Source organism: uncultured Ruminococcus sp., assembly GCF_937915125.1.
Lineage (GTDB): Bacteria > Bacillota > Clostridia > Oscillospirales > Ruminococcaceae > Ruminococcus_C.
Genome location: NZ_CALDMP010000016.1, coordinates 1 through 25,717, shown reverse-complemented (window position 1 = coordinate 25,717; position 25,717 = coordinate 1). Strand labels below are relative to the sequence as shown.

At 43.0% G+C, this 25,717-nt stretch carries 18 protein-coding genes; 12 read left to right on the top strand and 6 right to left on the bottom strand.

Going from position 1 to position 25,717, the window contains the following annotated elements:
• The first annotated feature begins 14 nt into the window (after window positions 1-14).
• From Q0418_RS01505 to Q0418_RS01485, 5 genes are all read left to right on the top strand, one after another.
• Complete coding sequence (locus Q0418_RS01505) at window positions 15-167, top strand: DUF960 family protein (protein WP_298481777.1); 153 nt, start codon at window positions 15-17, stop codon at window positions 165-167.
• A 64-nt stretch (window positions 168-231) separates the two neighbouring features.
• Window positions 232-1,320, top strand: coding sequence for an amidoligase family protein (locus Q0418_RS01500; RefSeq protein ID WP_298481775.1), 1,089 nt, complete (start codon window positions 232-234; stop codon window positions 1,318-1,320).
• 1 nt (window position 1,321) lies between these two features.
• Complete coding sequence (locus tag Q0418_RS01495) at window positions 1,322-2,260, top strand: class II glutamine amidotransferase (RefSeq protein WP_298481774.1); 939 nt, start codon at window positions 1,322-1,324, stop codon at window positions 2,258-2,260.
• 4 nt (window positions 2,261-2,264) lie between these two features.
• On the top strand, window positions 2,265-3,437 hold the full coding sequence (locus Q0418_RS01490; RefSeq protein ID WP_298481773.1) for a site-specific integrase: 1,173 nt from the start codon (window positions 2,265-2,267) through the stop codon (window positions 3,435-3,437).
• Window positions 3,438-3,917: 480 nt separating this feature from the next.
• On the top strand, window positions 3,918-5,912 hold the full coding sequence (locus Q0418_RS01485; RefSeq protein WP_298481772.1) for a leucine-rich repeat protein: 1,995 nt from the start codon (window positions 3,918-3,920) through the stop codon (window positions 5,910-5,912).
• Between the two features lie 319 nt (window positions 5,913-6,231).
• Here the strand turns inward: Q0418_RS01485 and Q0418_RS01480 are convergent, their stop codons facing one another.
• Both Q0418_RS01480 and Q0418_RS01475 read right to left on the bottom strand, forming a co-directional pair.
• Window positions 6,232-7,083: a hypothetical protein gene (locus tag Q0418_RS01480; RefSeq protein WP_298481771.1), complete on the bottom strand. Its 852-nt coding sequence runs from the start codon at window positions 7,081-7,083 to the stop codon at window positions 6,232-6,234.
• Window positions 7,076-8,731, bottom strand: a complete 1,656-nt coding sequence (locus Q0418_RS01475; protein ID WP_298481770.1) for a hypothetical protein — start codon at window positions 8,729-8,731, stop codon at window positions 7,076-7,078. Before Q0418_RS01475 ends, Q0418_RS01480 begins: the two co-directional genes overlap by 8 nt.
• Window positions 8,732-9,019: 288 nt before the next feature.
• Between Q0418_RS01475 and Q0418_RS01470 the strand changes: the two genes are divergently transcribed.
• The 5 genes from Q0418_RS01470 (at window position 9,020) to Q0418_RS01450 (ending at window position 13,680) form a co-directional block, all read left to right on the top strand.
• Window positions 9,020-9,205, top strand: coding sequence for a helix-turn-helix domain-containing protein (locus tag Q0418_RS01470; RefSeq protein WP_298481769.1), 186 nt, complete (start codon window positions 9,020-9,022; stop codon window positions 9,203-9,205).
• A gap of 110 nt (window positions 9,206-9,315) precedes the next feature.
• Complete coding sequence (locus Q0418_RS01465; RefSeq protein ID WP_298481768.1) at window positions 9,316-10,518, top strand: tyrosine-type recombinase/integrase; 1,203 nt, start codon at window positions 9,316-9,318, stop codon at window positions 10,516-10,518.
• Window positions 10,519-10,650: 132 nt separating this feature from the next.
• Entirely contained in the window at window positions 10,651-12,093 is a 1,443-nt protein-coding gene (locus tag Q0418_RS01460; RefSeq protein WP_298481767.1) for a phage/plasmid primase, P4 family, read from the top strand.
• Window positions 12,086-12,424, top strand: coding sequence for a plasmid mobilization protein (locus Q0418_RS01455; protein ID WP_298481766.1), 339 nt, complete (start codon window positions 12,086-12,088; stop codon window positions 12,422-12,424). Before Q0418_RS01460 ends, Q0418_RS01455 begins: the two co-directional genes overlap by 8 nt.
• Complete coding sequence (locus Q0418_RS01450) at window positions 12,424-13,680, top strand: relaxase/mobilization nuclease domain-containing protein (protein WP_367276206.1); 1,257 nt, start codon at window positions 12,424-12,426, stop codon at window positions 13,678-13,680. The genes Q0418_RS01455 and Q0418_RS01450 overlap by 1 nt, the downstream gene beginning before the upstream one ends.
• A 968-nt stretch (window positions 13,681-14,648) precedes the next feature.
• Here the strand turns inward: Q0418_RS01450 and Q0418_RS01445 are convergent.
• The 4 genes from Q0418_RS01445 to Q0418_RS01430 form a co-directional block, all read right to left on the bottom strand.
• Entirely contained in the window at window positions 14,649-14,837 is a 189-nt protein-coding gene (locus Q0418_RS01445) for a hypothetical protein (protein ID WP_298481765.1), read from the bottom strand.
• A 23-nt stretch (window positions 14,838-14,860) separates the two neighbouring features.
• Entirely contained in the window at window positions 14,861-17,386 is a 2,526-nt protein-coding gene (locus tag Q0418_RS01440) for a carbohydrate-binding protein (RefSeq protein WP_298481764.1), read from the bottom strand.
• Between the two features lie 137 nt (window positions 17,387-17,523).
• On the bottom strand, window positions 17,524-20,529 hold the full coding sequence (locus tag Q0418_RS01435; RefSeq protein WP_298481763.1) for a dockerin type I repeat-containing protein: 3,006 nt from the start codon (window positions 20,527-20,529) through the stop codon (window positions 17,524-17,526).
• A 62-nt stretch (window positions 20,530-20,591) separates the two neighbouring features.
• The gene (locus Q0418_RS01430) at window positions 20,592-22,343 is read right to left on the bottom strand and encodes a dockerin type I repeat-containing protein (protein ID WP_298481762.1); all 1,752 of its coding nucleotides are present in this window, start codon (window positions 22,341-22,343) and stop codon (window positions 20,592-20,594) included.
• A 499-nt stretch (window positions 22,344-22,842) separates the two neighbouring features.
• On the opposite strand from Q0418_RS01430, the gene Q0418_RS01425 reads away from it, so the two are divergent.
• Window positions 22,843-24,555 (top strand): substrate-binding domain-containing protein, encoded by a 1,713-nt coding sequence (locus Q0418_RS01425; protein ID WP_298481761.1) that lies wholly within the window; start codon window positions 22,843-22,845, stop codon window positions 24,553-24,555.
• A 274-nt stretch (window positions 24,556-24,829) separates the two neighbouring features.
• A complete protein-coding gene (locus Q0418_RS01420) occupies window positions 24,830-25,645 on the top strand; it encodes an IS5 family transposase (protein WP_298481760.1) in 816 nt (271 codons plus the stop codon).
• Window positions 25,646-25,717: the final 72 nt, after the last annotated feature.

Sequence of the window (25,717 nt, the reverse complement as noted above, 5' to 3'; positions counted from 1 at the left end):
TCTTTCGGCTTTCTATTTGCCGAGAGATGCAAAGCGTTATTCATGAGCAGGAACAGCCGGAATTCAAGAGAGAATACCTGCTGAATTTGCCCCATCCCGTCACTGCCAAAATCTATGTCATAGATGATGGCGACCATTGCACGATGCTGTTGGCAGAAGAATATTAACCCAAAACAAACGCCGTCTCGATTCATCCGGGACGGCAATTTTTATTATCTGGAGGAACGCAAAATGGAAGAAAACAAACTGTACTGCTCCCACTGCGGAGCACCCATTGACACTGACGACTATAGCATAGTAGGCGAGGACATTGTCTGCACGGACTGTGTAGAGCAATATTGCAGCACCTGCGATGAATGCGGTGCGCTGATCTACGATGATGACATCTACGGAGACGATTACCACACTCTCTGCCAGCACTGCTATGAAGAGCACTACACACGCTGCACAAACTGTGATTGCCTGGTACACATGAACGATGTCTACAGCCACAACGATAACTACTACTGCGAATCCTGCTTTGAAGAGCTTGCGGATACATATATCCACGATTACGGCTACAAGCCCGACCCGATCTTTTACGGCAATGGCAACCGTTATTTCGGTGTAGAACTGGAGATTGATGTTGCCGGCAAGGACAGTGATTATGCGGAGCGTATTCTCAACATTGGCAATGATTCAGATGACTGCATTTACATCAAATCCGACGGCAGTCTCAATGACGGCATGGAGATCGTCACCCATCCCATGACATTGGACTACCATAAGGAATACTGCTGGGAGGATATTCTCCGCAAATGCATCCACCTTGGTTATCGTTCTCACCAGACATCTACCTGCGGATTGCACGTCCATGTCAATCGAAAAAGCCTTGGAGAGACACGGGAACGACAGGAGGAAACCATCTCCCGCATTCTCTACTTTGTAGAGCAGCATTGGAATGAAATGCTCCGGTTTTCCAGACGTTCCGAAGTTGCCATGAACCGTTGGGCAGCCCGCTATGGCTATGAATCCACGCCAAAGAAAATTCTCGACAAAGCAAAGGAATCCTATGGGAGATACTCCGCCGTAAACCTGTGCAACCACGCCACAATCGAATTCCGCATGTTCCGTGGAACGCTCAAATACAATACCCTCATTGCCACATTGCAGATGGTCAACCGCATCTGTGATGTGGCTTTTGCTTTGTCGGATGAGGAGATGCAAGGACTTTCTTGGTCGGCTTTTATGACAACCATTAACGAACCGGAATTAATCCAGTACCTGAAAGAGCGTCGCCTGTACGTCAATGAAGAAATCACCGCAGAGGAGGAGATGTAAGATGTGTGCATTATTTGGATGGCTGGACTATAAGGGAAAGGTTTCCCCTCGCCTACTGCAAAGGTTGACTCAATCTCTCGCCAATGCAGCGGAAGAACGTGGTACAGATGCAAGCGGCATCTCCTATGTCCGTAACAACAGGATTACTATATTCAAGCGTCCGAAGCCTGCCCATAAAGTTCATTTCCGTGTGCCGTATGGAACGACTGCTGTTATGGGACACACTCGCCTGACCACGCAGGGCAATCAGAAGTTCAACTACAATAACCACCCATTCCGTGGCTATGCCGGAAGAGAATTTGCCTTTGCTCACAACGGCGTTTTGTACAACGACAGAGACTTGCGAAAAGAAAAGAAACTCCCTGCCACAAAAATAGAAACAGACAGCTATGTAGCAGTGCAGCTGCTAGAGCAGGCTGGAAAACTGGATTTTGAATCCCTGAAAGCTACGGCAGAAGCTGTAGAAGGCAGCTTCGCATTTACCCTGCTGGATGAGAAGAATACGCTGTATTTCGTCAAAGGTTCCAGCCCTATGCACCTGATTCTCTTCGAAGAATTGGGGCTATATGTTTACGCTTCTACACAGTCCATCATAAATCATGCACTGAAAGCATGCGGGCTGAGTCACTATCCCTATGCAGTCATTGCCACAGATGCCGGCGATATTCTCTCCATCAACCGCTTCGGCAATATGGCAAGGGATTCCTTTCGCACATTCAGCTTTGAACGGTGGGGACATCCCTATGTCTTCTCGGAATACGATTTGGAAGAGGATGAAACCGAACTGGATACCATTTTAGAGATGTGCACTTGCTTTGGCGTAGAGCCGGATACAGTGATGGAGTTGCTGGACTATGGCTATTCCTACGATGAGATAGAAGCCTTTTTAATGGAGCCTTCCGTCTTGCAAGAAGAACTTCGTTCTGTGGAAAGTTGGTGATACCATGCGCAAAAAAGCAAACAACGAGGGCAGCATTTACAAGGATAAACAGGGACATTGGCGCGGTGTCGTCACGCTTTACAGCACCGATGGGAAACCAAAGAAGAAATATTTCTATGGAAAAACCAAAAAGGAAGTTTCCGAAAAAGTCAATCAGCTATTATCTGAAATCAAAACGAATACCTATATGGAGCCTTGTCAGACAACACTTTATTCATGGCTCACCACTTGGCTTGATACCTATGCCCGAAATGAAATCCGCCTGAGTACGCTGGTAAATTATGAAACATATATTCACAAGCATATTCAGCCTGAAATTGGTCATATCAAGCTTTGTGACCTGACTCCCATGCATTTACAGCAGTTCTATAACAACAAGTTGAAAAATGGAAATCTGCGTGGTAAGGGTGGTTTAAGCCCCAAAACCCTTCGTAACTTACACAATATGCTGCATAAAGCACTTGGTCAAGCTGTCGCTCTTGGATTGATTCTCCGAAATCCCACTGATTTCACAGTACTCCCCAAACGCAAGAAAAGTGAAATGCGATACTTCACCGTTGAAGAACAGAAAAAGCTACAGCAATGTCTTGCAGGAGAACGCCTTGGTATGGCAATTCTTCTGGATCTGTACACCGGAATGCGCATGGGAGAATTGCTGGCTCTGTCCTGGGACAATGTACATCTGCATCCTGACGGCAGCTATATCCGTGTGATGCAAGCTATCAATCGTGTAAAGAATGAAGATCAGAACGCCACCTGCAAAACAGTCATGAAAATTGACATTCCCAAAACACCGCATTCTATTCGCAATATTCCCCTGCTACCGGAAATTGCAGAAAAACTGAGTCGGTATCATGAGGTACAGCAACAGGAAGCGATGCGAAACGGTTTGCCAACTCCAAAATATGTATTCACTACTACCAACGGAAATTGGATTGATCCACGTGACTTTCAAAGAGACTTTAAAAACTTGCTGAAGCGGCATCAGATTCGTGAAATCAATGTGCATGGATTGCGCCATACCTTTGCTACCAGAGCCTTAGAATCAGGCATGTCGCCAAAAACGTTATCCCAGATTTTAGGACATGCCAATGTTGGATTTACACTTGACACTTATGCCCATGTGACTGAATCCTTAAAAACAGAAGCAATTGCACAAATGCAATCCTTCCTATAAAATCACAGCAAAAGTAAATGCAGACAGCTTCAATTGCTATCTGCATTTATTTTTTGCAAAAAATCTGGAAAACTGGAAGAGTAATAGATAGCCCCAAAATTATAGCCTGAAATCCTGTCATGACAAGCAATTTTTGTAAGGACAAATATAGCAAGATTCGCAAATGTCAGGATGCTTCAAAAGACTTGAAAACACTGTCCTTGATTCTCTTTTATTTTTTGCAAAAAATCTGGAAAACTGGAAAATGTGCAGCAAGTGGAAATTATGAGGTATTGCCATAAGGAAATATTCTTCTTCATAGCACCAGCTCATAAAGGCTCATGATAAGGCAATATTGCAAAATTATGCAATAAATCGATTACAGAAAGTCCGATTTTACAAAATGCACAAGAAAGGTTCTTTATTTTTTTCTTTTTTTCTGATACAATAAAACTGTTTCTTAATAATGGAAACAACTAGAATTTAAGGAGGTTCCTGTGTATGAAAGTGAACAAAATCATTGCCGCCGTTATGGCTTTGTGCATAGTAGGCGGCACCCTGCCGGCAGCATCGGTCATGCCATCATCCCCTGTCGGATGCTCCATTACAGCCTCGGCCGCTTCGAGCGAATGGGAATTCGAGGAATTAGAAACAGAGGACGGTCTTGTCTATACGCTCTATGCTGCTTATGAGGACAAGACAAGAGAGGTTCTTGACGAAAAAGGAGAGGTAACGGAATATTCTAATTACAGGCTTCTCACCAAATTGAAAAGTGCTGTTATTACGGGCTATAACGGAAGCGCCAAGGAACTGGTAGTTCCCAAAACGATCACAGTAACAGATATTGAAGAATTGCTTGACGAATACTGGGAGATTTCAGATTCTTTGAATTTATCAGAGGGCGTCAGCGTTTCTGTAGACGCAATAGCAAATGCAGCTTTTGAAGGTTCCAGTTGTACATCGGCAGACATTCAAGCGGAAATCCAGGAACTGCCCGAGTATGTTTTCCAAGATAGCAATGTAACAACAGTAAAACTTCCGGATACACTCAAAAAAATTAACTTTGCTGCTTTTTGGCGTTCAGCTCTTACTGAAATCACCATTCCTGAGAGCGTGACAACAATAGAAGATAGTACTTTTAGTGATTGTGCAAACCTTAGTTCTGTATCCATGAGCGACAGCAGTGTGACATTGATAGGCAATGGTGCTTTTAACGGTTGTTCCAGTCTCACAACGATCACCATGCCTGCTTCTCTCAGAACCATAGAAGAATACGCTTTTGAAGAGTGTAATTCTCTTGATGAGATCATATTCACTGGAACAGATCTCACCTCCATTGGTGAATGTGCATTCCGGTATTGCAGCGCACTTCGTGCAATCGATCTGCCCGAGGGCCTGACTTCGATCGGAACAGAATGTTTTTATTCTTGTGAGAATCTTATCACTGTGACCTTTCCATCAACGCTCAAAACGATTCAGGACTCTGCTTTTTATGATTGCAACAAACTTTCAGCAATCGTTCTTCCAGAAGGTGTCACGACTGTCGGCGAATATGCATTTTTTAACTGTTCCTATGCCGAAGAGCTTTCTCTGCCTTCCACCCTGACATCCATGGGGACAGGCGCATTTTGCGGCTGTGAAAATATCCAGAGTGTAACGATTCCCGCAAATATCTCCACAATTCCCGACAGTGCTTTTGAGGATTGTCGTTCTCTCGTCAATGTCACACTTTTGTCTGGTGTGACAAAAATAGGCGACAGAGCTTTTCTGAATTGTGAGAGCCTTCGCGAAGCTGTTCTTCCTGACACCCTTCTACAGATCGGTTCTGGTGCATTTCAGGGCTGTTCTTCCATAAAGAAGTTGACATTCCCTGAAAATCTGAACAAGATCGCGGACTGTGCGTTTTCAGGGTGTACAAGTCTTACTTCTGTGGATATTCCGGATACTGTAGACCTTCTTGAAGCAAGCGCTTTCGCTGACTGCACATCACTTTCAAAAGTAACACTTCCTGCGACCCTTACGAATATTCCCTATGGTTTGTTAGCGAACACTGCCATCAAATCAATTGTCATTCCAGATGGCGTGGAAAACATTGGAGACTATGCTTTTGCAACCTGCAAAAACCTCGAATATGTATATGTACCTGATTCCGTAACAACAATCGGCGAAAAGGCAATCGGCTATGTCGGTGGGGGAGGTTTGCTCGGTTTTGGATGGTCAATAAACGAAGCTACCACGATTTACGGTTCGGAAGGCTCAGCTGCAGCAAAATATGCAGAAGAAAACGGGGTTAATTTTGAAGCAGCAGAATTTGTACAAGGTGATGTCACCATGGACGGTTCTGTCAATGTGGCCGATGCGGTTATGCTCCAGAGACATCTTCTTGGCAATAAGATCATTACAAAGAGTCAGTGGAAGCTTGCCGACATGAACGGAAACGGTTCCGTAAACGGCATGGATATGGCAGTTCTGAGGCAGGAACTTGTGAAAAAATAATTTTATACTTTCCAGCGATGACTGGGCATTTCAGAATGTTCATAAGGCGGCAGCCATGTTCCAACTGCACGCCTTAGATATGTGACAATTTATATTGTGTAATGTAAGTATGTCGAAATCTCATTCCAATTGAATCACGTCACAAAGAGTGGCTGCTGCACGATAAAAAGTGCGGCAGCCATTTTCTTGCGTATATGTGATTATGCTATGGCTTCTTGCCGTGTTTGAAGGTAATGTGGATATCGTCAGCACTATAGATGATGGCAAAATCCACATTTTATTTTTTCGAAAAAAACTGGAAAAGTGGAAAACCTCTTCTCTATTTCGAGATCGAATCCAAATCATCTAAGAGCCATGTCAGTTCAAAATAGTCTCTGTCAATATATTCGTCAATGATCCTCTTGTATTCCGGGGTTAATTTTTTCATATGTACAACGCGATTGAAGCAATTTGTGCAGATCTTTTTTAATGGTAACCATTGCCCGGAAAGCAGCGGTAACACTTTTTTTAACAATCCATATGCTCTGTATTTCTTGTCTTGCTGAAATGCAGAGCATCCTGCATTTGCGAGCAACGCAGGCAATTGGTCGTCTGGTATTTCCAAGAAACTGCTTGCGTAAAAGAGCCTATCAAGATAATAACGGTTTGATGACGAGATTGCATTTCTTTCAGGAGCGTCACCATAGGCGAAAAGATTGGTAAGATTCTTTTCTGTCACCTCTTCAACCGGACACTCGCACCACTCCTGGATCAGATCCATTGTCGTGCGATTGCTCAACAACTCTTCAGGGTGGAAAACAGACATAGGCTGTTCCTTTTCAAGAAAAGTAAAACTGGTGAATCCATTATTGCGACAATTCGACATGATAATATCCGCTAACACGCCGCCTCGTGCTGAAAAACCAGCCCAGACATAGCTTTTTTGGCGGTAACCTGTGAAGTGATCAAAAAGCGGAAACAGCGAAGCCGATAATCGATCTATGGTCTGAACTGAAAGCTCATCGGGAATTCGTATTTTTTCTGCATCCGCAAAATCAATGAGTACCATGCCGTCTTTGTCAAAACCAATATTTTCCACCTGTAAGTCGGGATGTATAACACCTTCAGTGATGATTCTGCCAGCAAAATATCCATAGCGATATGCAAGCTTCATTTCATCTTTACTACTCATCCTTAACCTCCATTAACAGCAAGAATTGAACGCTATTTGATTCATAACGAATCACCTTAAATATAGCGGTGATCTTACCACTCCCTGCATTCGCAAAATTGTTCATATAGCTCTTTGATGTCCAATTTTCTGGAGATAGATCACCTGAAATGCTGATACCGTTCCATGATGTAGAAAGCCTGATAAAGCGTTTTCCATGAACATAAACATTCTTAAATTGAAAGACAGCAGTGTGCCGATATACTTGTTCGTTTTCAAGATGCGGCACTGACAGGTATGGGTTGATTGTTTTGTAGCTGCCTATATGGAGCTTTTCAAGATCTGTGACAAGCAATTCAGTTTGGTCTGTGGGAATATCTGACTTAAGGATGCTGCTTTGATAAAGTAAGGTATACCTACAAAACGGAATCCCCGCATCTTGAAACTCTCTGAAGAGATTTTTCTCGCAAACGACCCAATGCGGTGTATTTAAGGTTGCAAGCGTCCCGTCTGAACTGAAACCAAAGTCTGCTGCGTACTCATTAAGTTCCGTCTGAAGAAAGGCAGCTAATGGCTGAAACCCAAGGCGTACAGCATTTTCTCTCTTCTTGATTGTTTTAAGCTGTGCCAGAATCGCAAGCTGGTTTTCATCAGTTTTGCCGTTTTGAAAATTGTTTTCATTACATATGATAGCCGGATAGGTCAATAATTCTGCGATTCTTTCCTCAGAGAGATCTGCGCAGCGTTCTTTTATTTCAGATGAAGCTCCTCCATAGCTTAAAACACATTCTAATGGAACATCCACATGTTTCGCTCCGTGAATTTCCTGATTTGTCATGATAAGCTGGTAATGACCCTGCGAAAGGAAGATCTGGAGGCTGTTTGCATTCTCATAATCTAAGGCATCATTTGCTGTTCTTAGTGTTGTATCGTAAATGGGAGCACGCTGTATCTGCATCGTATCTGCTGTGCTCTCCGCTTTGTCACCATCGCTTGGGCTATCTTCGCTATTCTCAGGTATGATACACTCAATCAAAAGAGTATGCTTGGGATTTTGCCCTATAGTCGAATTAAATTTACGCCTTCGGTGTTTTTCTCCTGCTGGACACCATTCCTCATATGTCTCTTTCCCGACCTTGTTATCTTCGATCTCAGTAAGAACAAATAAAAAAATACCAAGCAAAAATGCAGGAAGATTGACCTTGTCTAAAGTCGTAAGATCTTTTTTGGGTACAGGATGGGTGTTATCTTGAATATAGAAAGGTTGCTCACTTGCAATCGTTGCATCGATTTCAATCAACTCCAGTAAAGCATAAACAAGCCATTTGTCCATCTCTCCTTCGACATCTATATATTTCTCAATAAAGCACTTCATCTCTGATAGGCAAATAGCATATTCTTTGTCCATTCGCTTTTTTAGTTCTATTCCCGAATTTTTCTCACAGGTTTTATCAGTTTGAAGATTCACACTACCATGAAGTTTACATGTTTTATAGTTATATGGATCATATTTCGATAGTGGCAATTTTTTCAAGGTTGGAATTTTAAAAAGTTCCTGCAGAATTTCTTTCTCTGTAATTGATTTGCCTGTATCCAACGAAGATTTATCGCGTTTCGCTATTGTTAAAAGCAAGAAAAATATGCCTCCACATAGTCTATAACGTTTCATTTTTTCACCCTCCTCTATATTTCAACTGCTATCTTCTACATTTCAACCACTATTCTCTATATTTCAACTCGTGCAACTTATTTACCTATTGACGTTCAACTGCTTCTACTCCATAATATTAGGTAGGAAGAGATCCACCTCTTCTATTATATCACAGAATGCCTCTGCATTCAACGTGAAATCCATATTTTTATCCCAAAAGGAAGATTGCTATGAACAAATCCGTTTTGTTCCCTATGCAGAAGCTCATCCCTTTGGGATCATTCCGAATGAGCAGGAGGTGAGAACATGAACCAACACTCCATCTGCTATAGCGTTCCCCAAGCAGCAAAATTGCTTGGGATCGGACGCACCAAAGCATATGCATTGGTAAAAGCGAACCAGATCCCCCACGTCCGTATCGGGCGCAGGATCTTAGTTCCAAAACAAGGACTACAATTGTGGCTCCATGAGCAGACAATCGTCCAGAAATGAGAGGGATTATCCATGAAAAGTCAAAATTATATTGACAGCAGTTAATGCATGCTGCAATCATATTTTTTACTGGCAACTTGACAATTTAATATTTTTTAGGAGATGATAGTATGTCCAAAAAAGGAAACGGCGAGGGCACCATCGTAAAACGAAAAGATGGCAAGTGGCAAGCTGCGATCTGGGTGACATATCCCTCTGGCGAGCGCAAAAGAAAGTATTTCTATGCAAAAACCAGAAAGGAATGTGCTGACTGGCTGACAACCATGCGCAATTCGATCATGTTGGGACGAGTCACCCTTGACTCCAACACAAGGCTGATCGACTGGCTGCATCAATGGTTAAAGGCCTATTGCATCAACATCCGGGACAGCACCAGAATGAATTATATGACTTATCTGGAGCACATTCAGCAGCACAGGATTGCTGAAATACCTCTGGATAAGCTCACAACAAATGCTTTGCAGGAGTTTGTTCTATTTCTCAAAGAGAATGGAAAATTGGACGGTAGCGGCGGACTAAGCGCCAAAACCATCCGGAACATCTTTCAGATGCTCCACAAAGCGTTAAAACAAGCCGTCGGAAATCAATACATCTGGTCAAGTCCGGTTGATTACGTTGAACTTCCGAAAATCCCGAAAAAGGAAATGCGTTGTCTTTCCTATGCAGAGCAAGAATCGCTGCTGGATGCATGTCATGGAGAGCGCTGGGAAATCGGCATGATTCTGCTGCTCTTTACCGGTATTCGTATCGGTGAATTGCGTGCGCTTCGCCGGGACAGCTTGCAGATAGAAAATGGCATTGACTATCTGAATATCCGGAAGAGCCTGCAAAGAGTCACGGATTTTAGTGCCTCCGGCAAAGCAAAAACCATCCTGCGGGTTTCTGATCCCAAAACAGAAAACTCTGTAAGGCAAGTTCCATTGCTGCCAGAAGTCCTCAGCGCATTACAGCTCCATATTGCCAGACAGGAACATGCAGCTGCAGGGAGTTTTGGCTTGTACAAAGACAACCCCTATTTCATTTCCAATGAGATCGGGGAAGCGATTGATCCTACGACATTCCGAACATGGTTCAAGGAAATGGTAGAAAAAGCTGGACTATCCGGAAAGATAACGCCGCACACACTGAGGCACACCTTTGCATCTACTTCCTTAAAGGATGGAATGGATCTCAAATCCATCAGCACACTGCTGGGACATTATAGTACAGACTTTACAGCCCGTACCTATGTGCATACAGATTTGCAGAGCCATTATACAGCAATGGGAAACCTACATGCAACAGTGCAGCGCCTGCTGAAAAAAGAGGCTTAATTTGAATCTCATTTCAGCTTATGAATATCGCAGTGGGATACTTCCCAACTGCCATTTGATATTCACATATATGTATAAATTCAAGATCCTTCTCTGTCAGACTGGATCACAAAATTGAAAGGAGTTTTTCTTATGAATATGAAAACAATACAGGAATATTGCAAAGCCATTCCCTCTATTGAAATTCCTGAACGAAAAGGAATGGTCGAAACATTAACAGATGCCATGATGACATCAGGTATGCTGGTTTTTGACAATGCAAAACCGTATATGAGATGTAACGACTATTATCATAGCATCAATGAAGAAGAAGCATATGCAGTCATTTTCACCATGCTCTCCCCCTCTTCACGGCTGATCGTTTCCAGTTCAGCAATCAAAGAGTGTTATAAGCGGTTGGTTTTCCTGCCGGAATTACAGCGTGACATGGAAGAAAAGTTCTTTGAGAATCAATATCTGCTCCATGTTACCAATGGTGTTTTTGACATCATGCAGCAAGAACTGCTGCAGCATGACATTCGATATTGTTTCAACTATATGCTGAACTTCAACTATATCCCAGACCGCCAGTTATCCGATGCGCCTGTTTTCAAAAGATATGTGGAAACCAGCATCGGCATGGAAAATCTCAATTGTCTGCTCCGTACAACGGCATACTGCTGTTCTTCCTTGACGAAGGGCAGAAAAGCGGCATTGATGATCGGTTTAGGGAAAACCGGAAAATCCACATGGCTGAACCTCATGGAAACCGTGGTTGGAAAAGACCTGGCTTCTCATGAACCGTTTCACACCATGTCGAATCAACAGTCCAAAGCAAAATATGTTGGCAAGCGCATCAACATATCAAGAGACAACAGCAACAAACCCATGAAGTTTGAGGACAGCTTTAAGAGCCTGATTTCCTGTGAAGAGACAACAGGCCGCAATCTGTATGAAAACAGCAAGGATTTTCTGCCGACGCTCAAGTTTATTTTTGCAAGCAACTGCGACTTGAATTTCGCACATCCGGATGATGCGGTCTATGACCGTCTGGTCATCCTCCCCTTCACAAGAGCCATTCCGGATGAACAGAAGGATCCGGAGCTGGAGGAGAAATTGATTGCAGAAAAAGATGTGATTTTTTCGATGGCTGTTGACACGCTGAAAGCGTTTGTGCAATCCAGATATGATTTCTGCATGTCACAGGAAGCAGAGGAAATGATTGCACACAAAAGAATGGAGCTTCACAGTGTTGAAGAATTTCTGCAGGAATCCTGCGTGCTGGATACAAACGGATCTATCTCTTCCCTTGTGTTATCACACACTTATGAATCCTGGTGCAGAGAAAACGATATGCCGCCCATTGGCAGAAACGGTTTTTACAAAGGCATCAAGAATTTCAGCAAGAAAATCCAGTACAAGAAAGTATTGTACAATGGAAAATATGTAAACGGTTTCTGTGGGATTCGCTTCAAAGGAACAACGGTACAGGAGACTGAACCTGAAATTCCCGTCATGACAGAAAAAATCAGTAAGGACATGCATAGCAAGATTCGCGAATGTCAGGATGTAACGGAGGAAACAGATAATGGCTGAAACAAGAAATAAGAAAATTGAAATACGTCTTTCCGAACCTGAAAAAATGAAGGTGGAAGAAAGTGCAAAATACCATGGAATGAATGTCAGCGATTTTGTCCGGACACTTGCTTTAAGTGACAAAAAAATCCTGGTTCTTGCCTCGGGCAGTGAAATTGCAAGAAGCTTGGTTCAGATTCACATTGAACTGCAAAATGCGCAGAAAAATGGAGTCCTGTCCAATAAGTATACGCTCAGCCTGCTTCAGAGTATGGAAGAGCTGATCGAAGCATTTAATGCCGTTTCAGAGCAATTGACAGATATCCGTTCCAATGATGAGGAGGATGCATAATGTCGCTGGTGAAATTTGTGAACGGTGCTAATGATAACCGACGCTATATTGAGGATATGTATGAGTACATTTCCGATCCCATAAAGACAGCGGACGGTACACTGGTAAACAGCAGGGGCTGCACTTGCAAACATCCCATCTCGGACATGATGGCAGTGAAAAAAGTTTACCACAAAACCCACGGCAAACAAGGGGAACATTTTGTGGTATCCCTCACGCCAGAGGAGAAATTGACGAATGAATTATGTATGCAGATCGGAGCAGAAATTGCCGACTACTACAAGGACTATCAGAGTACCTTTGCAGTACATAAGGATACGGCACATACACATCTGCATTTTCTTCTGAACTCTGTTTCATTTATGACCGGCAAGAAATTTTCTCAAAGCCCGTCAAAATTGAACGCGTTCAAAGGATTCTGCAACAAAATCTTTCAGAAGCATGATATTGACATCATCCAGATGTGCTGTCATGACATGGTCGATTCCAAGCCATACACGTCGGAGGATGGTTTTGATTTTCTGGAGCCGCCGGAGCAAATGCCTGTATATCAGGGTATTGAGTTAAATACAGATATTTCTCCGGATATTCCAGCAGAGGAAGATCCGATATTTATGGAGGAACAGCTGCAAAGAAATCAAAACAGCATTCCAAAAGAAGAGATCGTTCCCGAGATTCAAGCGGAGTCAAGTAAGGAGGACATGAAAATGAAAATGAATATGAATCAAAAAGCACAAAACGCTTTTCCAACTTTCCAGGCGCAGGATTATCCTGCACCAATACCTTTTGGCTATATCCCACAGCCAATGCCCATGGGAAGCCAGCCAGACTATACCTGTATGACTTCGGGAAATACAGGGGCAGTCAACTTGCCTTATCCCAATCAGATGAGAAATACTTCACTGGCGCAGCAGGAGACTGCACCAGAGGAATCCGTTTCTCAACAGTATCCTACAGCAAAATCTGTAGACAGGCCGTTGTTTGAAATTGACTGCAGCCGCAATCTGGTGATTCGTGCAGACCAGCACACCGATCTCGATCAGATGCAGCAGGCAGTACAGAATTTTGAAGGCGTTTCTGCGCAGGACAAGACGGCATACACAAAAATTGGTATGGCTGCTATGAGCAGAATGCAGCAGACCGGTTGTCCATGTGATATGAGGGTCAATGTATCAACTACAGTAACCGTAGATTTTACGCAGCCCAATCAAAATTCATCACAGGTGATTGATACAGATTATGTGCCGTTAAAATAACCTATCATTCTCCTATGGAGATATAACAAAAGGGGCAAGCGACTTCCACTCGCTTGTCCTTTTTATTATACCATAGAATTCTGAAATTTTCAATTACTTTTCATCGGTAGATGTACGGTAGATGTATTTTTCTGTTTTGAGGGTAATAAATGCAGGAAAAACAATGCATCTATTCTACGGAATTGGCGTGCAACTGCATTTTCCTGGTTGTTCCACAGACTTTGATTTATAAAGAAAAAGTCGAGATGATGCGATATTTTTTAAGCATTTTCGCTGAAAAACATAAAAAAGAACATTCAAGCAAACAAATAATCAAGTTGCACCTCCGATTATTTCATTTGCGCGAATGTTCTTTTGGTTTGGTTGCGGGAGCTGGATTTGAACCAACGACCTTCGGGTTATGAGAATCAGAATTTCATTTTTTACCGTTTCAATACACATCATTTTCTACGAAAATGCGTCATTTTTTACGGCGCTCATACCATTATTTCCGTTATTTCCAAAGCTTTTTTATTGGCGTAAGGGTACGGGTAAGGGTACAATATATCTTTTGGAATTGTTTTGAAATTCTACATGTTACATTCCATATCATAAAAACAAGGAGTCGTCTGTACATAAGTACATTCAACTCCTCATTTTTGGAAATTGGAACATGGTAATTGGACTCTATACAGAGATTTCCTTGATTTATTTTGATTTCTATCCCTGATTATTGAGACAGAAAAATCAAACAATATAAAATAGTTTGGTCAGAATAATTCGACCTTTTCCACTAGTCTCACATCGTTTTGTTAAAAATTTCCAGATAGCATTTTGTGGGTCATGACGCCCAACCGCAGGCAGACTGTCGCCTAGCAAGGGCGAGGAGGGGGGGCACAGAGTGACAAAATGATAGCAGCATTTTCTTCAGCAGGTTAATATGGGATTCGTATCAGACACCATTTTTCATTATCTTTGCCGCCCAGCGTTCACGAATTCAAGTAAAATCTATTTTTGCTGTTGTACATATTCAAATTGTGGTTTGTGCCGTTGACTGCAATGCGAAATTCCTGCACTGGATAAGCAATATCAGCCGCTGTTACAATCAACTGTGGAGAGTCAGTCATAATTTCTTTAATTGGAATAACAGGCAGACTCATTAATACTACAACGATCATATTTGTTATTCTTTGGTGCAATTTTATGATATACTCTCCTTCAGCATTTGTTTCATAAGGCATAAATCAAATGCATTTATCATGTTATCTCCATATAAATCACCTGCTTTCCAGTCGGTTAATTCACCTGCACATAGCAGCCATTTCTGCATCATGACAACATCAGCAACATCGAACACTCCGTCTGCATTGACATCTCCTTTGACCATTTCCTTTTCAGTCATTGCAAGCACAATATAGTTGACGCAGTTTGCAGACTGTCCGTTACTGCCGAGAGTGACAGTTTCACCCTCTTTGACACTCTTTTTGTACAGTTCAAAGGTAACATCATTTGAGCTTATAAAGGAGAGTGACGTTTTCTCCCACTGACTGAGCCAGTCCGGAACTGGGTTTACTCTTGTGTCCAGCGCAGTGTATATAGAAATATCTGCGCCGGCAGTAAAAGTACCGAGCGTATCCGTATAGTTTTTAGAATCACAGGCAGTCTTTATATATTCTGCGCCATCCAATTCAGCCGGAAGGTTCAAAGCGGTAAAATTTCTGTCGCCATAAATCAGCGAACCGTTTGCCATGCCCTCGCTTATCGACCAATCTGCACTGTTTTCAGAATCGTTGACTATGAGATTATTTATCAGCTTGCCATTCAGCGGAATTGCCTCACGTCCGAAGACGAAATTGTTGATATTGAAAAGATAACCCTCGCCGCCTGTGAATTTCAGATAAAGCGTATGCTTGCCGGTGACTGCGGCAGTATTGCAGGAAACATCAGTCCAGTCCTGCCAGCCGCCTGTGGACGGAATGCTGCATTTTGCTATTGGTGTGCCGTCGAGACTGTCAACATAGACTTCGATTGCACAGCCCTCTTGACCGCCTGCAACACGGGCGATAAAGCTTTTTGCGCCGTCCTCAAAATCCACATTGCGGAACATGACATAATCGCCGTTTTCGATATAGCCAATGTTCTGTCCACCCTCAGAGCAGTCCTCGGTCTTAACACCGCTCTGCTCGTCAAAATTTTCTGCCTCAATCGTTTCAAATGCTGAAACCGGTTCAACCTGTGTTGTTTCTGGCGAAAGTGTAACCACACCCTCTGGAAATGAGTCTACTGTAAGGTCATTGATATAGTACTCGATATTAGTATATCCCTGACCGCAGTAATCGCCGTTTGTGTCTGAAGCATCATTGGGATCGAGTCCTCTTGCAAGTTCCCATTCGTCTGGCATTCCGTCATTGTCGGTATCTGTAATCGTTTTTGTAAGGACAGCCGACGGATATTCATAGGTCACACCGCACTGAATATTGTACTTGTCAAGATCTGTCTGAGTAGAGTCATAATCAGAAGTACCACTGCATGAACCGGTGCCGTTTTTGGTCTCATCAGCACACTGGCGGTCAATGGCAGTACGCTTTTCCGGAGCAATACCGTTTCCAGCAAAGCTGACAACGTGCTCGTATGAGGCTTCCGCAGATTCGACATCATTTACGGAGGAAACATCTGTACCATTGATAATGGTTTGGAAAGGTGTTGAAGAATAAAGATCATCCTTGGTAATACCTATGCTTGTTTTGACAGAAACGCCCGACCAATTGTCGTTTGTGATATCATGAAGTGAGCCGTCTTTGTTTATCAGACGATTGCCGTCACAGTACACCTTAAAGTTTTCAGGAGACGTGCTGCTGTCGACATTCATCCAGTGATATCCACCGGTCGTAGAGTTTCCTGCTTTGAGGGTATTGTTGACATAATTCAGATGCCCTATCGTACCATATGCTGTCTGATAACCCCAGTCGTAGATGATATTATTGGTAAAGTCTGCGGTATATGTACCTTGAACCTTTCCACGAAAGTTTCTTGATACATTGTGTATGATCAGGTTATGGTCAAAGGTGAGATTGCCCTTACCCATCATGAGACCAAAGCCATGAAGTCCCTTTTTATGACCGCCCCATGAGTCAGCCGGACCTATTACAGAATACTGAACAGTATAGTTCATGTTATTTGAATAAAGTCCCCATTGCTCGTCTGTTGTCCAGCCCATGGAGCAGTGGTCGATAATGGAGTTTGAGCCTGCTGCTCCTCCCCAGGCATCATTACCGGAGCTTGTTGAGGCATAGGGGCCTGGACGAGAACTGATGTAACGACAGATAATATTGTCTCCAGACATCCCCATTTTATAGTTTTTCAGTGTGATACCCGAACCGCCGGGAGCAGTCTGACCTGCTATCGTAACATTGCTCTGGCAGAGAATATTGCTTTTGAGTTCAATCGTACCACTGACATCAAACACGACAATGCGGTTGGATTTGCTGACAGCATCACGGAATGAGCCTGTTCCGCTGTCATTGAGATTTGTCACATGATAAACCTCTCCGCCTCGTCCGCCTGTGGAGTATTTTCCTCCTCCAACGGCTCCGGGAAAGGCAAGTATTTTATCAGAAGCAGCTTCAACTGTCGGAGTATTTTTATTCAAACTGATTCCTGATGGAACTGACAGCATTGTAATAACACCAAGCAATGCTGCCGCTCCTCTCTTTAGTATTTTTTTCAAACTTCCACCTCCTTTTTATAAAATATTAAAAGCAGCTATAATCGCCAGACTTCAAGATGAATATTGCTGCTTTCTAATTTGTTGCAAATCATACACCGCAGATATGTATATCGTGTTTGGGAACATTGATATCAACCTTAATTATTAAAGTTTTTAATTCTTCCCAACAAAAATTTTTGCAAAAGAATCAAATCTGCAATGTTTTGGTTACCATCATTGTTAATATCAGCGTTAGCCAGTGCCTGACCCTCAAGAATTCTTGTACCGTGTATGTACTGCTTATACATTGCTAAATCGAAAACATTGACACAGTCATCACAATTAAGGTCTCCAAGAATAATGGGCGAGGAAATGTTCTCTTTTGCTGCGAGTACAATATAGTTTACAACACCATTTGCCTGACCATTGGATCCAAGAGTTATTGTTTCATCTGCCTTTATATCTTTGGAATACACTTCAAAAGTAATGCCGTTAGAGGTTTTAATAGTTTCTGTTTCCTTTGTCCAGCCATTGACCCATGATGGTATTGAAGTTATTCTTGTATCAAAGCCCACAAATACTGTGATATCTTCAGCGGCGGTCAGTTCTGCCTGTTCTTTTTCTGAATTTTTTGAATCACAAGGAGTAAGAACATGTTCAGCACCCTGGTATTTGTTCGGCACTTCCGAATAAGCTGACTTTTCAATTGTTCTGTCACCAAATACCTTATCACCAATTTCAAGACTTGTATCTATTGCCCAGCTGCTGTAATAAGTGGTATCCTTAACATCAATGCTCTTGATGAGACTTCCTGTTATAGGTTCACGGGTAATGTTTCCGTTATATTCAACCGGGTCTCCTGCAAGTTCATTGAGGTACATTTCAAGGTTGGTGTAATCATCTCCGGAAAGAGACACTATTGCTCCGTCAGAAGCGTCATTGGGATTCAGACCATGCTCAGTTTCCCATGCGTCAGGCATACCATCCTGATCAGTGTCCTTAGGCGCAGTACCTCCCTTAAATGTGCTGTTTGTCGGATATCCTCCAACATCTTCCTGGCTATCGATGATACCCTGCAAACCGTCTTTGCTTCCTTTGTAAGTGTAAGTTCCGTTTTTAACCTCTGTCAGATAACGGCTGTCCAGATAGTCAAAACCAGGCGTATTTGCTCCTGCGTTTGTGATTACTGAATCATATGCTTCTTCAGCAGACTGTGTATTTACATAAGACTCAAAGAAAGGTGTATCACTTCTTACGTCCTGTTCAGTTGAATTTTTACCTCCGGATACAGCCTTGCCCTGTGCCCATGCATCATCAGTAGCTTTTAGGAGCTGATTCCCTTTTATATCAGCCATTACATTTCCGGAAACATACATTTTTTGCATATCACTTGTATTCAGTTCATTTCCGTCAATGGAAACTATGTGCATATTAGTATTGCTGACTGGTCCTGCCTTGTAGTAGTTATTTACAAAATTAAGTCTGCGAACGCCTCCGTCAGTAGTTCTTTCCTGCCAGTTATAGACTACATTGTTTCGGATATCAAGCTGACCGCCGTAAGTAACTGCATCTTGTTCCATAGCACCTGCCAGCGACCAGTTTCTGCCTGTATTGTGAATCAGAAGATTGTGATGAAAGCTACCTGTGTAACCGCTGATAGATGCTGCAAAAGCATGACGTTCAACATCATTACGGTCGTCTGCGTTATAATGAACTGAGTTGTTAAGTGATTCAGCAATAATGCTCCACTGAAATGTAATATTTGCCGCACTTCGTGATGAGAAACCTTCGTCAGTTCCCCATGATATGGAGCAGTGGTCAATGATAGAATTATCACAGCTTCCAAGCCCCATTCCGCCCATTGATTTTCCGCTGACATCACCTACACGGGTTCTTATATCTCTGATTATTACATCTTTTGAACCCATGGCACCGAAAGTATAATTGATAAGGGTTATACCGTCGCCGGGAGCAGTCTGTCCTGCAACATAAACATCACCGCCATCGTCCGGTATACAAAGAACGCTGTTGAGAGAAATAACTCCGCCTACATCAAATACAATTGTTCTTGCGCCCTTCAGTGTTTCAAGTCCGTAACGGAGAGAACCTTCTCCCGAATCGTTGAGATTGGTTACATGATAAACATATCCGCCTCTTCCGCCTCTTGCAAAACGTCCATAGCCCTCAGCTGTCGGGAATGCAAGGCGGTTCACCTGAAACGAGTAAACAGCACCTTTGACTATTCCACTACTGTTTACCTCATCAATACGCCAGTAATATGTCGGAATAGATGAATAGCTGTCGTCAAGGGAATATGTAGTGGCAGTCTGATTGCCTTTGAATTCCTTGGAATTGTGGTCAGCATTAAAAACTTCACTATAATTTGTTCCTATATAGACATCATGGGACTGGGCATTCTCGCCTGCTGTCCATGAAAGTCCCTTTGATGTATCAAGATGAGCGCACTGGTCGTCCGGATACATTCTGGATACGCCGTTTACAGGATCACTTCCGTCAAGCTCAAAAGCGTTTAGCCATGCAACGTCCTGAGTGCCGCCGCCTTCCGGTGTAATGAGAATAGTAACACTGCTGCCACTCCAAGTGACATAAGAGATACCTGCATCTTTCTCATCTTTTACATTTGTGGGACAGTTCACTCCAGAAAGCACTTTCTTTCCGTTCACAGAAATACTCAGATTGCTGTTGGTATAACCATCCGTATTACAGTGCCACATTTGCAAAGAATGATTCTCATTTGAAAGTCCACTAATCTCTAACTTTAGGACACCTCCATCGTCACCGTCTTTAATCTTAGCACCATCCATTGTCAAATATGGATATTGTAGGCTTTGGAGCTGAAGCTTTTTGTTATTTGTCCCTGTTACGTCTCCGCCGACGCTTCCACCATTGGAGAGTTGAAAAGTAATGCCGTTTAGCTCGTATGCAGGAGAGGCACCGTCCACAAGTATCCAGTTATTTGCATTTTTAGCATAGGATGCTTTTCTGCCATCATTTTTGTTAATGTCCACCCGGATGCGTGAAATGCTCTCGCTTTCTTCGGCCGCTGAAACAAGTGATGGACTGCACAATTGTATTCCTGTGCCATTCACAATAACCGTTATTGCAGCTGCCATTGCCGCTAATCTTCTTCGTTTGAACATCATGAGATCCTCCTTTAAATTAAAAATAAACCCAATCTCTCCTATTGTTCAGATAGAGAGAAGCGTTAACTGTTGATAAGCATTCTTTTCATCATGCACAAATCAAATGCGTTGATTTTGCCATCTCCATACAGATCTCCAGCCTTCCAATCGGTTAAACTGCCAATGCCCAGAAGCCACTTCTGCATCATTACAACATCAGAAATGTTGAATATACCATCATCATTTACATCTCCGGGCAGTTTGGTAATACTAGGAGTTTTTGTTGTAGTGGTAAGCAGATCTGTTGTAACAGGAACGGTAGTAGTTGTTGTTGTGGTTGTGGTAGTTGTGGTAGTTGTAGTTGTGGTTGTGGTTGTTGTTATCGTAGTAGTTACAGGTGTTGTAACAATCTGAGCTTTACCGCTTCCAACAGCTGAGAACAATACGCCTGTAGGATCCTTATCTGCCATATCATTTGCATCGTTGTCCCACTGCGCGTAATAATGAATCTGAATCTGAATCTGGGTTGTATACTCATCCTCAGGTATATCAACGGTAAACGAGCTGATACCCTCAGGTCCAAGACTATCCGGCATCATCCAATTGTTTTGTATCCACTTTTGGGAATTGTTATCCCAGTATCCGTAAATACCGCTGAGGGCTGCATATGGAAGTCCTTGCGCCTGAATGGTTATATGAGAAGCTCCGTTAGTATCAACCAGCCAATAATTGTTACTACTGTCATATGTAACATGTAAAGCCGTTTCATTTTCTCCGGGGTTAATGGGCTTAACAGTCGTTGTAACTGTAGTAGTTACTGGATTGGTTGAAGTAGTTGTTATTGCAGTTGTTGTCGTCGTCTGAGGAGATTCAGAAAGGTCAAATCTGCCTGATTCCTCCTTAATTTTCGACCATACATAGCGGAAGAACCAACCGTCAAAATCTGTGATTACGGAAGAGGAACCAGCCATCATGATGGATGTACCGCCTCCGGGAAAGCCTCCTGGTGGGAATCCGTCACTTTCACCTTCGCCGCCGTAAAAATCAGTAAGCCCGAAACCATGTCCCATTTCGTGCAGGAGAATATGTACGCTTGTAGTACCGTCACTAAGACCAAGTACAGCATTATCCGAAAGTTGCTGCCCCCAATAGTAGCCATAGCCGCCGATGTCAATCAATCCCTGTGTTGCTTGAAGATACATATCATAACGGTTTTCATAGCCGCCGGGATATTCATAACTCTTATCTGCCCAGTGGTCATATCTGAAAAGTTCTGGCGGTGCAATTGGTTCAATAGTCGGAATAGTTGAATTGCCCATGCCAGAAGAAATATCAGAAGAACTGTCATATGGAATAGTGGATGTATAAACCGTTTCATAAGACTGCCTGTCAAGCAGACAACTTTCATCAAGCACCGCCCAGCCAATAATTTTTACATTAACATGTTCATAAGGCCAATCATCATAGCCAACAAGCCAGTTAGTCCATTCGTTGACTGCTGTTTCCAAAACTTGCTGAAGATTCTGCCTTTGCTGCAATGTGATAGTCTTGTATGAATGCCACTTTATGACATAATTCAGCGTTCCGTCACCGGCAACGATCTGATCATAGATCGTATCCCATGCCTCAACTGACTTTTCTCCGAGAATTCGATTATTCCATATCCAATCTGCCGCATACTGATATTCCTCCGGTAAATCTGAAAGTGTAATTTCTGACGCAGCACTTGCTGTCAAATCAGTTGTTTTAATAGACATGTCAGGCTTTGTGAATACTGTCCCCAGACAAAGCAGCGATGCTAATCCGGTGGCAATTACTTTTTTCATTTGAATCATATTTCCTCCTATGAAAACTTTGTTTACAGTTGTGTTTATTGGCCATTGGAGAAGTCGCCAATGGTGATTTCGTAACCTGTATCAATTGTCTGATTCCCACATGAATCATATCCGGCGAAATTGGATGTTCCATAGCTTACAATATCACCGGTATGGAGGAATCCATTCTGACCCTGTCACCTACCTCATATCCGGATGTCAAGTTCTTTACCCTCAGAGGTGTCAAGCACAGTGCGCTCACAAGCAGTACAGCAGCCAGTTTCTTTCTGTTCTTCATACCCCCCTTTGATTACGTCATACATGTGATATATTAGCATAAAATATGAGAAATCGTATAATAATATTGTACACCATTGCTATAGCGGCTGTCAATTGAATATCGTATAAATCTCAAAAACAAATTTACAATAAAGCACATCTCACTGTAATATTGTCTTGATTTATGTAGACAAATATGATATAATAGTATAATAACACTTTTGAAGGTCAGGAGGGATAGATGATGCACCAAAGACCATTGATTGGGATTGTGACTTCACTTTTAGCAAGAAATCACATGCGAAATATCGTCCGCGGGGCAATCGCACAGGCACGGGTGTGCGGCTGTGATGTCATTGTATTAGCGCCGCTGGTACATTTTATCAACAGCACACCAGAACACAGACTTGCCGAACGAGAGATCTACCAGTTGATCGCTTCCGAGGATTTCGATGGTTTCCTGTACGTCAAGGATGACACCACCATGGGAAACGAAGTAATTACACAGATCGAACAGCTTTTGCTGGATTCCAATAAATTTATCATGACAGTGGATGAACGGGAGCATCCTGTGTTTGATAGCACGCAGTATGATGACTACGATGATTTCAGCAAAGTTGTGGAACATCTGATTGAAGTGCACGGCTACCGGAGAATTTATTGTCTGACCGGTCCAGAGGATAGTTTTCAGGCGCAGACAAGACTGCGTGCCTGGCAAGATATGATGGAGCAGCATGGCTTGCATTATGATGAGACCTATTATGCCTACGGCACATTCTGGTATGATTCTGCCGTCGCCTATGCTAATCGTCTGCTTTCCGGTGAGCTGCCCATGCCGGAGGCAGTTGTCTGCGGCAACGACATAATGGCAATGTCACTCATTAAATCACTGCAAGCAGAGGGCATACGTGTACCAGATGATGTTGCTGTGACCGGATATGACGGCTTTCCGTTTGCTGCCAATGTGGATGTAATGCTGACCACCTATGCACGCAATCACTTCCATCTCGGAGCAGATGCTGTCCGTCGGCTATACCGCAATATGACAGGCTTACTGTGCAGTAAGGTACATCGTCCTGAAAGCGGATTTCTGCTTGGAAACTCCTGCGGCTGTACCAGTATTCCGACAAAGCAGCTCTTATCCGATTCCACTGCTACTGTCCCCAGAATGTGGGAGGAGAAAGTGTTCGGTGATAACATGGCATCTGATCTGGCACAGGCAAAAACGGTTCCTGATTTGCTGCGGCGGGCACTCTTGCACAGCAAAACTCTGTATCTGATGCAGTCAGTACGCATTTACTTATATGAGGCAGACAAACAGTGCCGCCTTGCAGCGTCCTGTTTGGCAGACGGCGTGCCGAAAACAGACAGCAGAAACATACTGCAAAATACTGCTGCTTCTTTCCTACAGTCATCCGATCAGCCGGCGGTTTTGTTTCTTTCTCCTCTTCATCTGAATGCAAGGCAATTTGGAATGATTTCCATTTCTTATGGGGAACACAACTGGGTCTATGACCAAAGCTATCTGCATTTTGTATCCGATCTGGAAATTGCACTTGACCGTCTGCCGGATCATGGAACCGATGTGATTTCAGCACAACCGGAACCAGCCAACATTCGGAACCGTGCTACCATGCGGAAGAAACTCGATCAGCTCCGCAGTACTCTCCGGAATTCGCCAAATCTGCCATGGACAATTGAAATGCTGTGTCTTGAATCTGGCATTCCCAAAAGTACGCTTCAAAAATATTACAAGCAATTCTTCGGAAAGAGCGTCTTTGAGGAACTGATCGGATTTCGTGTGGAAATGGCAAAGCAGCTTCTTGCAGAAACAGATCTGACACTTAGAGAAGTTGCTGTCCGTTGTGGCTATTCCACAGAGAGTTATTTCATGAAACAGTTTAAGAACATAACAGGCATCACACCAACTGCATATCGCCACAGTATCAAATAAAAATGACTTGTTGGCTTTTTTAATCTATCAACTTAAACTCCCCACTTGTATATGCCGCCCCAGAACCATAACTGCGGGGAATTTTGAGACGGCATATACAGAGTAGAAAATTCTAAGGAAACACTAATTAAATCTTCCCATTGCGCCACGAATATGGTATAATAGAAAAAAGTCCAAGATACAGGAGGAAAAAGGGGTGAGCCAGATGACATTCAGCGATTATGAATACAGCCTGAGAAAGCGGAAAACAAAGCGGGAAGAATTCCTGGACATCATGAATGAGATCATCCCGTGGGAAGAATGGGTAGAATTTGTGCGCCCATATTATCCAAACGGCAAGCGCGGCAGACCGACCAAAGGTATCGAAAAAATGCTGCGGATGTATTTATTGCAGATCTGGTTTAACCTCTCTGACGAGGGTGTGGAGGATGCGATCTACGACAGCTATGCCTTCCGTAAATTCATGAATATTGACTTTATGGAGGAGCAGGTTCCGGATGCAACAACGCTTTTGAAATTCCGTCATTTGCTTGAAGAAAACCATCTGGGCGAGGAATTTTCCAAGGCCATTAACCGCGTCATGGAAGCCACCGGGCATATCATGCACGGCGGTACAATCGTAGATGCAACAATTATTTCTGCACCGAGCTCGACCAAAAATGCAGAAAAGAAACGCGATCCGGAAATGCATCAAACCAAAAAGGGAAATGAATGGAAATTCGGGATGAAATGCCACATTGGCGTGGATTCCGGCAGTGGATTGGTGCATACAGTGACGGTCACACCAGCCAATGTACACGATATTACTGAAGCACACAAATTGCTACGCGAAGACGATAATGTTGCATACGGTGACAGCGGATATATCGGAATTGAGAAACGGGATGAAATCAAAAATAACGAGCATTTCAGCAAGATCAATTTTCGCATTAACCGCCGTCCGAAGAGCCTGCCGCAAGTATCTGATAATGCTATTGATTGGGATCGTTATATTGAAAACAAAGTCGTATATTCTCTGTTTCACAGAATCATGAATAACATTTATATACCCAATCAAGTAAAAAACACCCCACCCGGCTGCCTGACATAGATTTGTCCAGTTGCCTAGTGGGGTGCATTTTTATTGTTCAATCAGCATACGTCTCATAAGACATAAATCAAA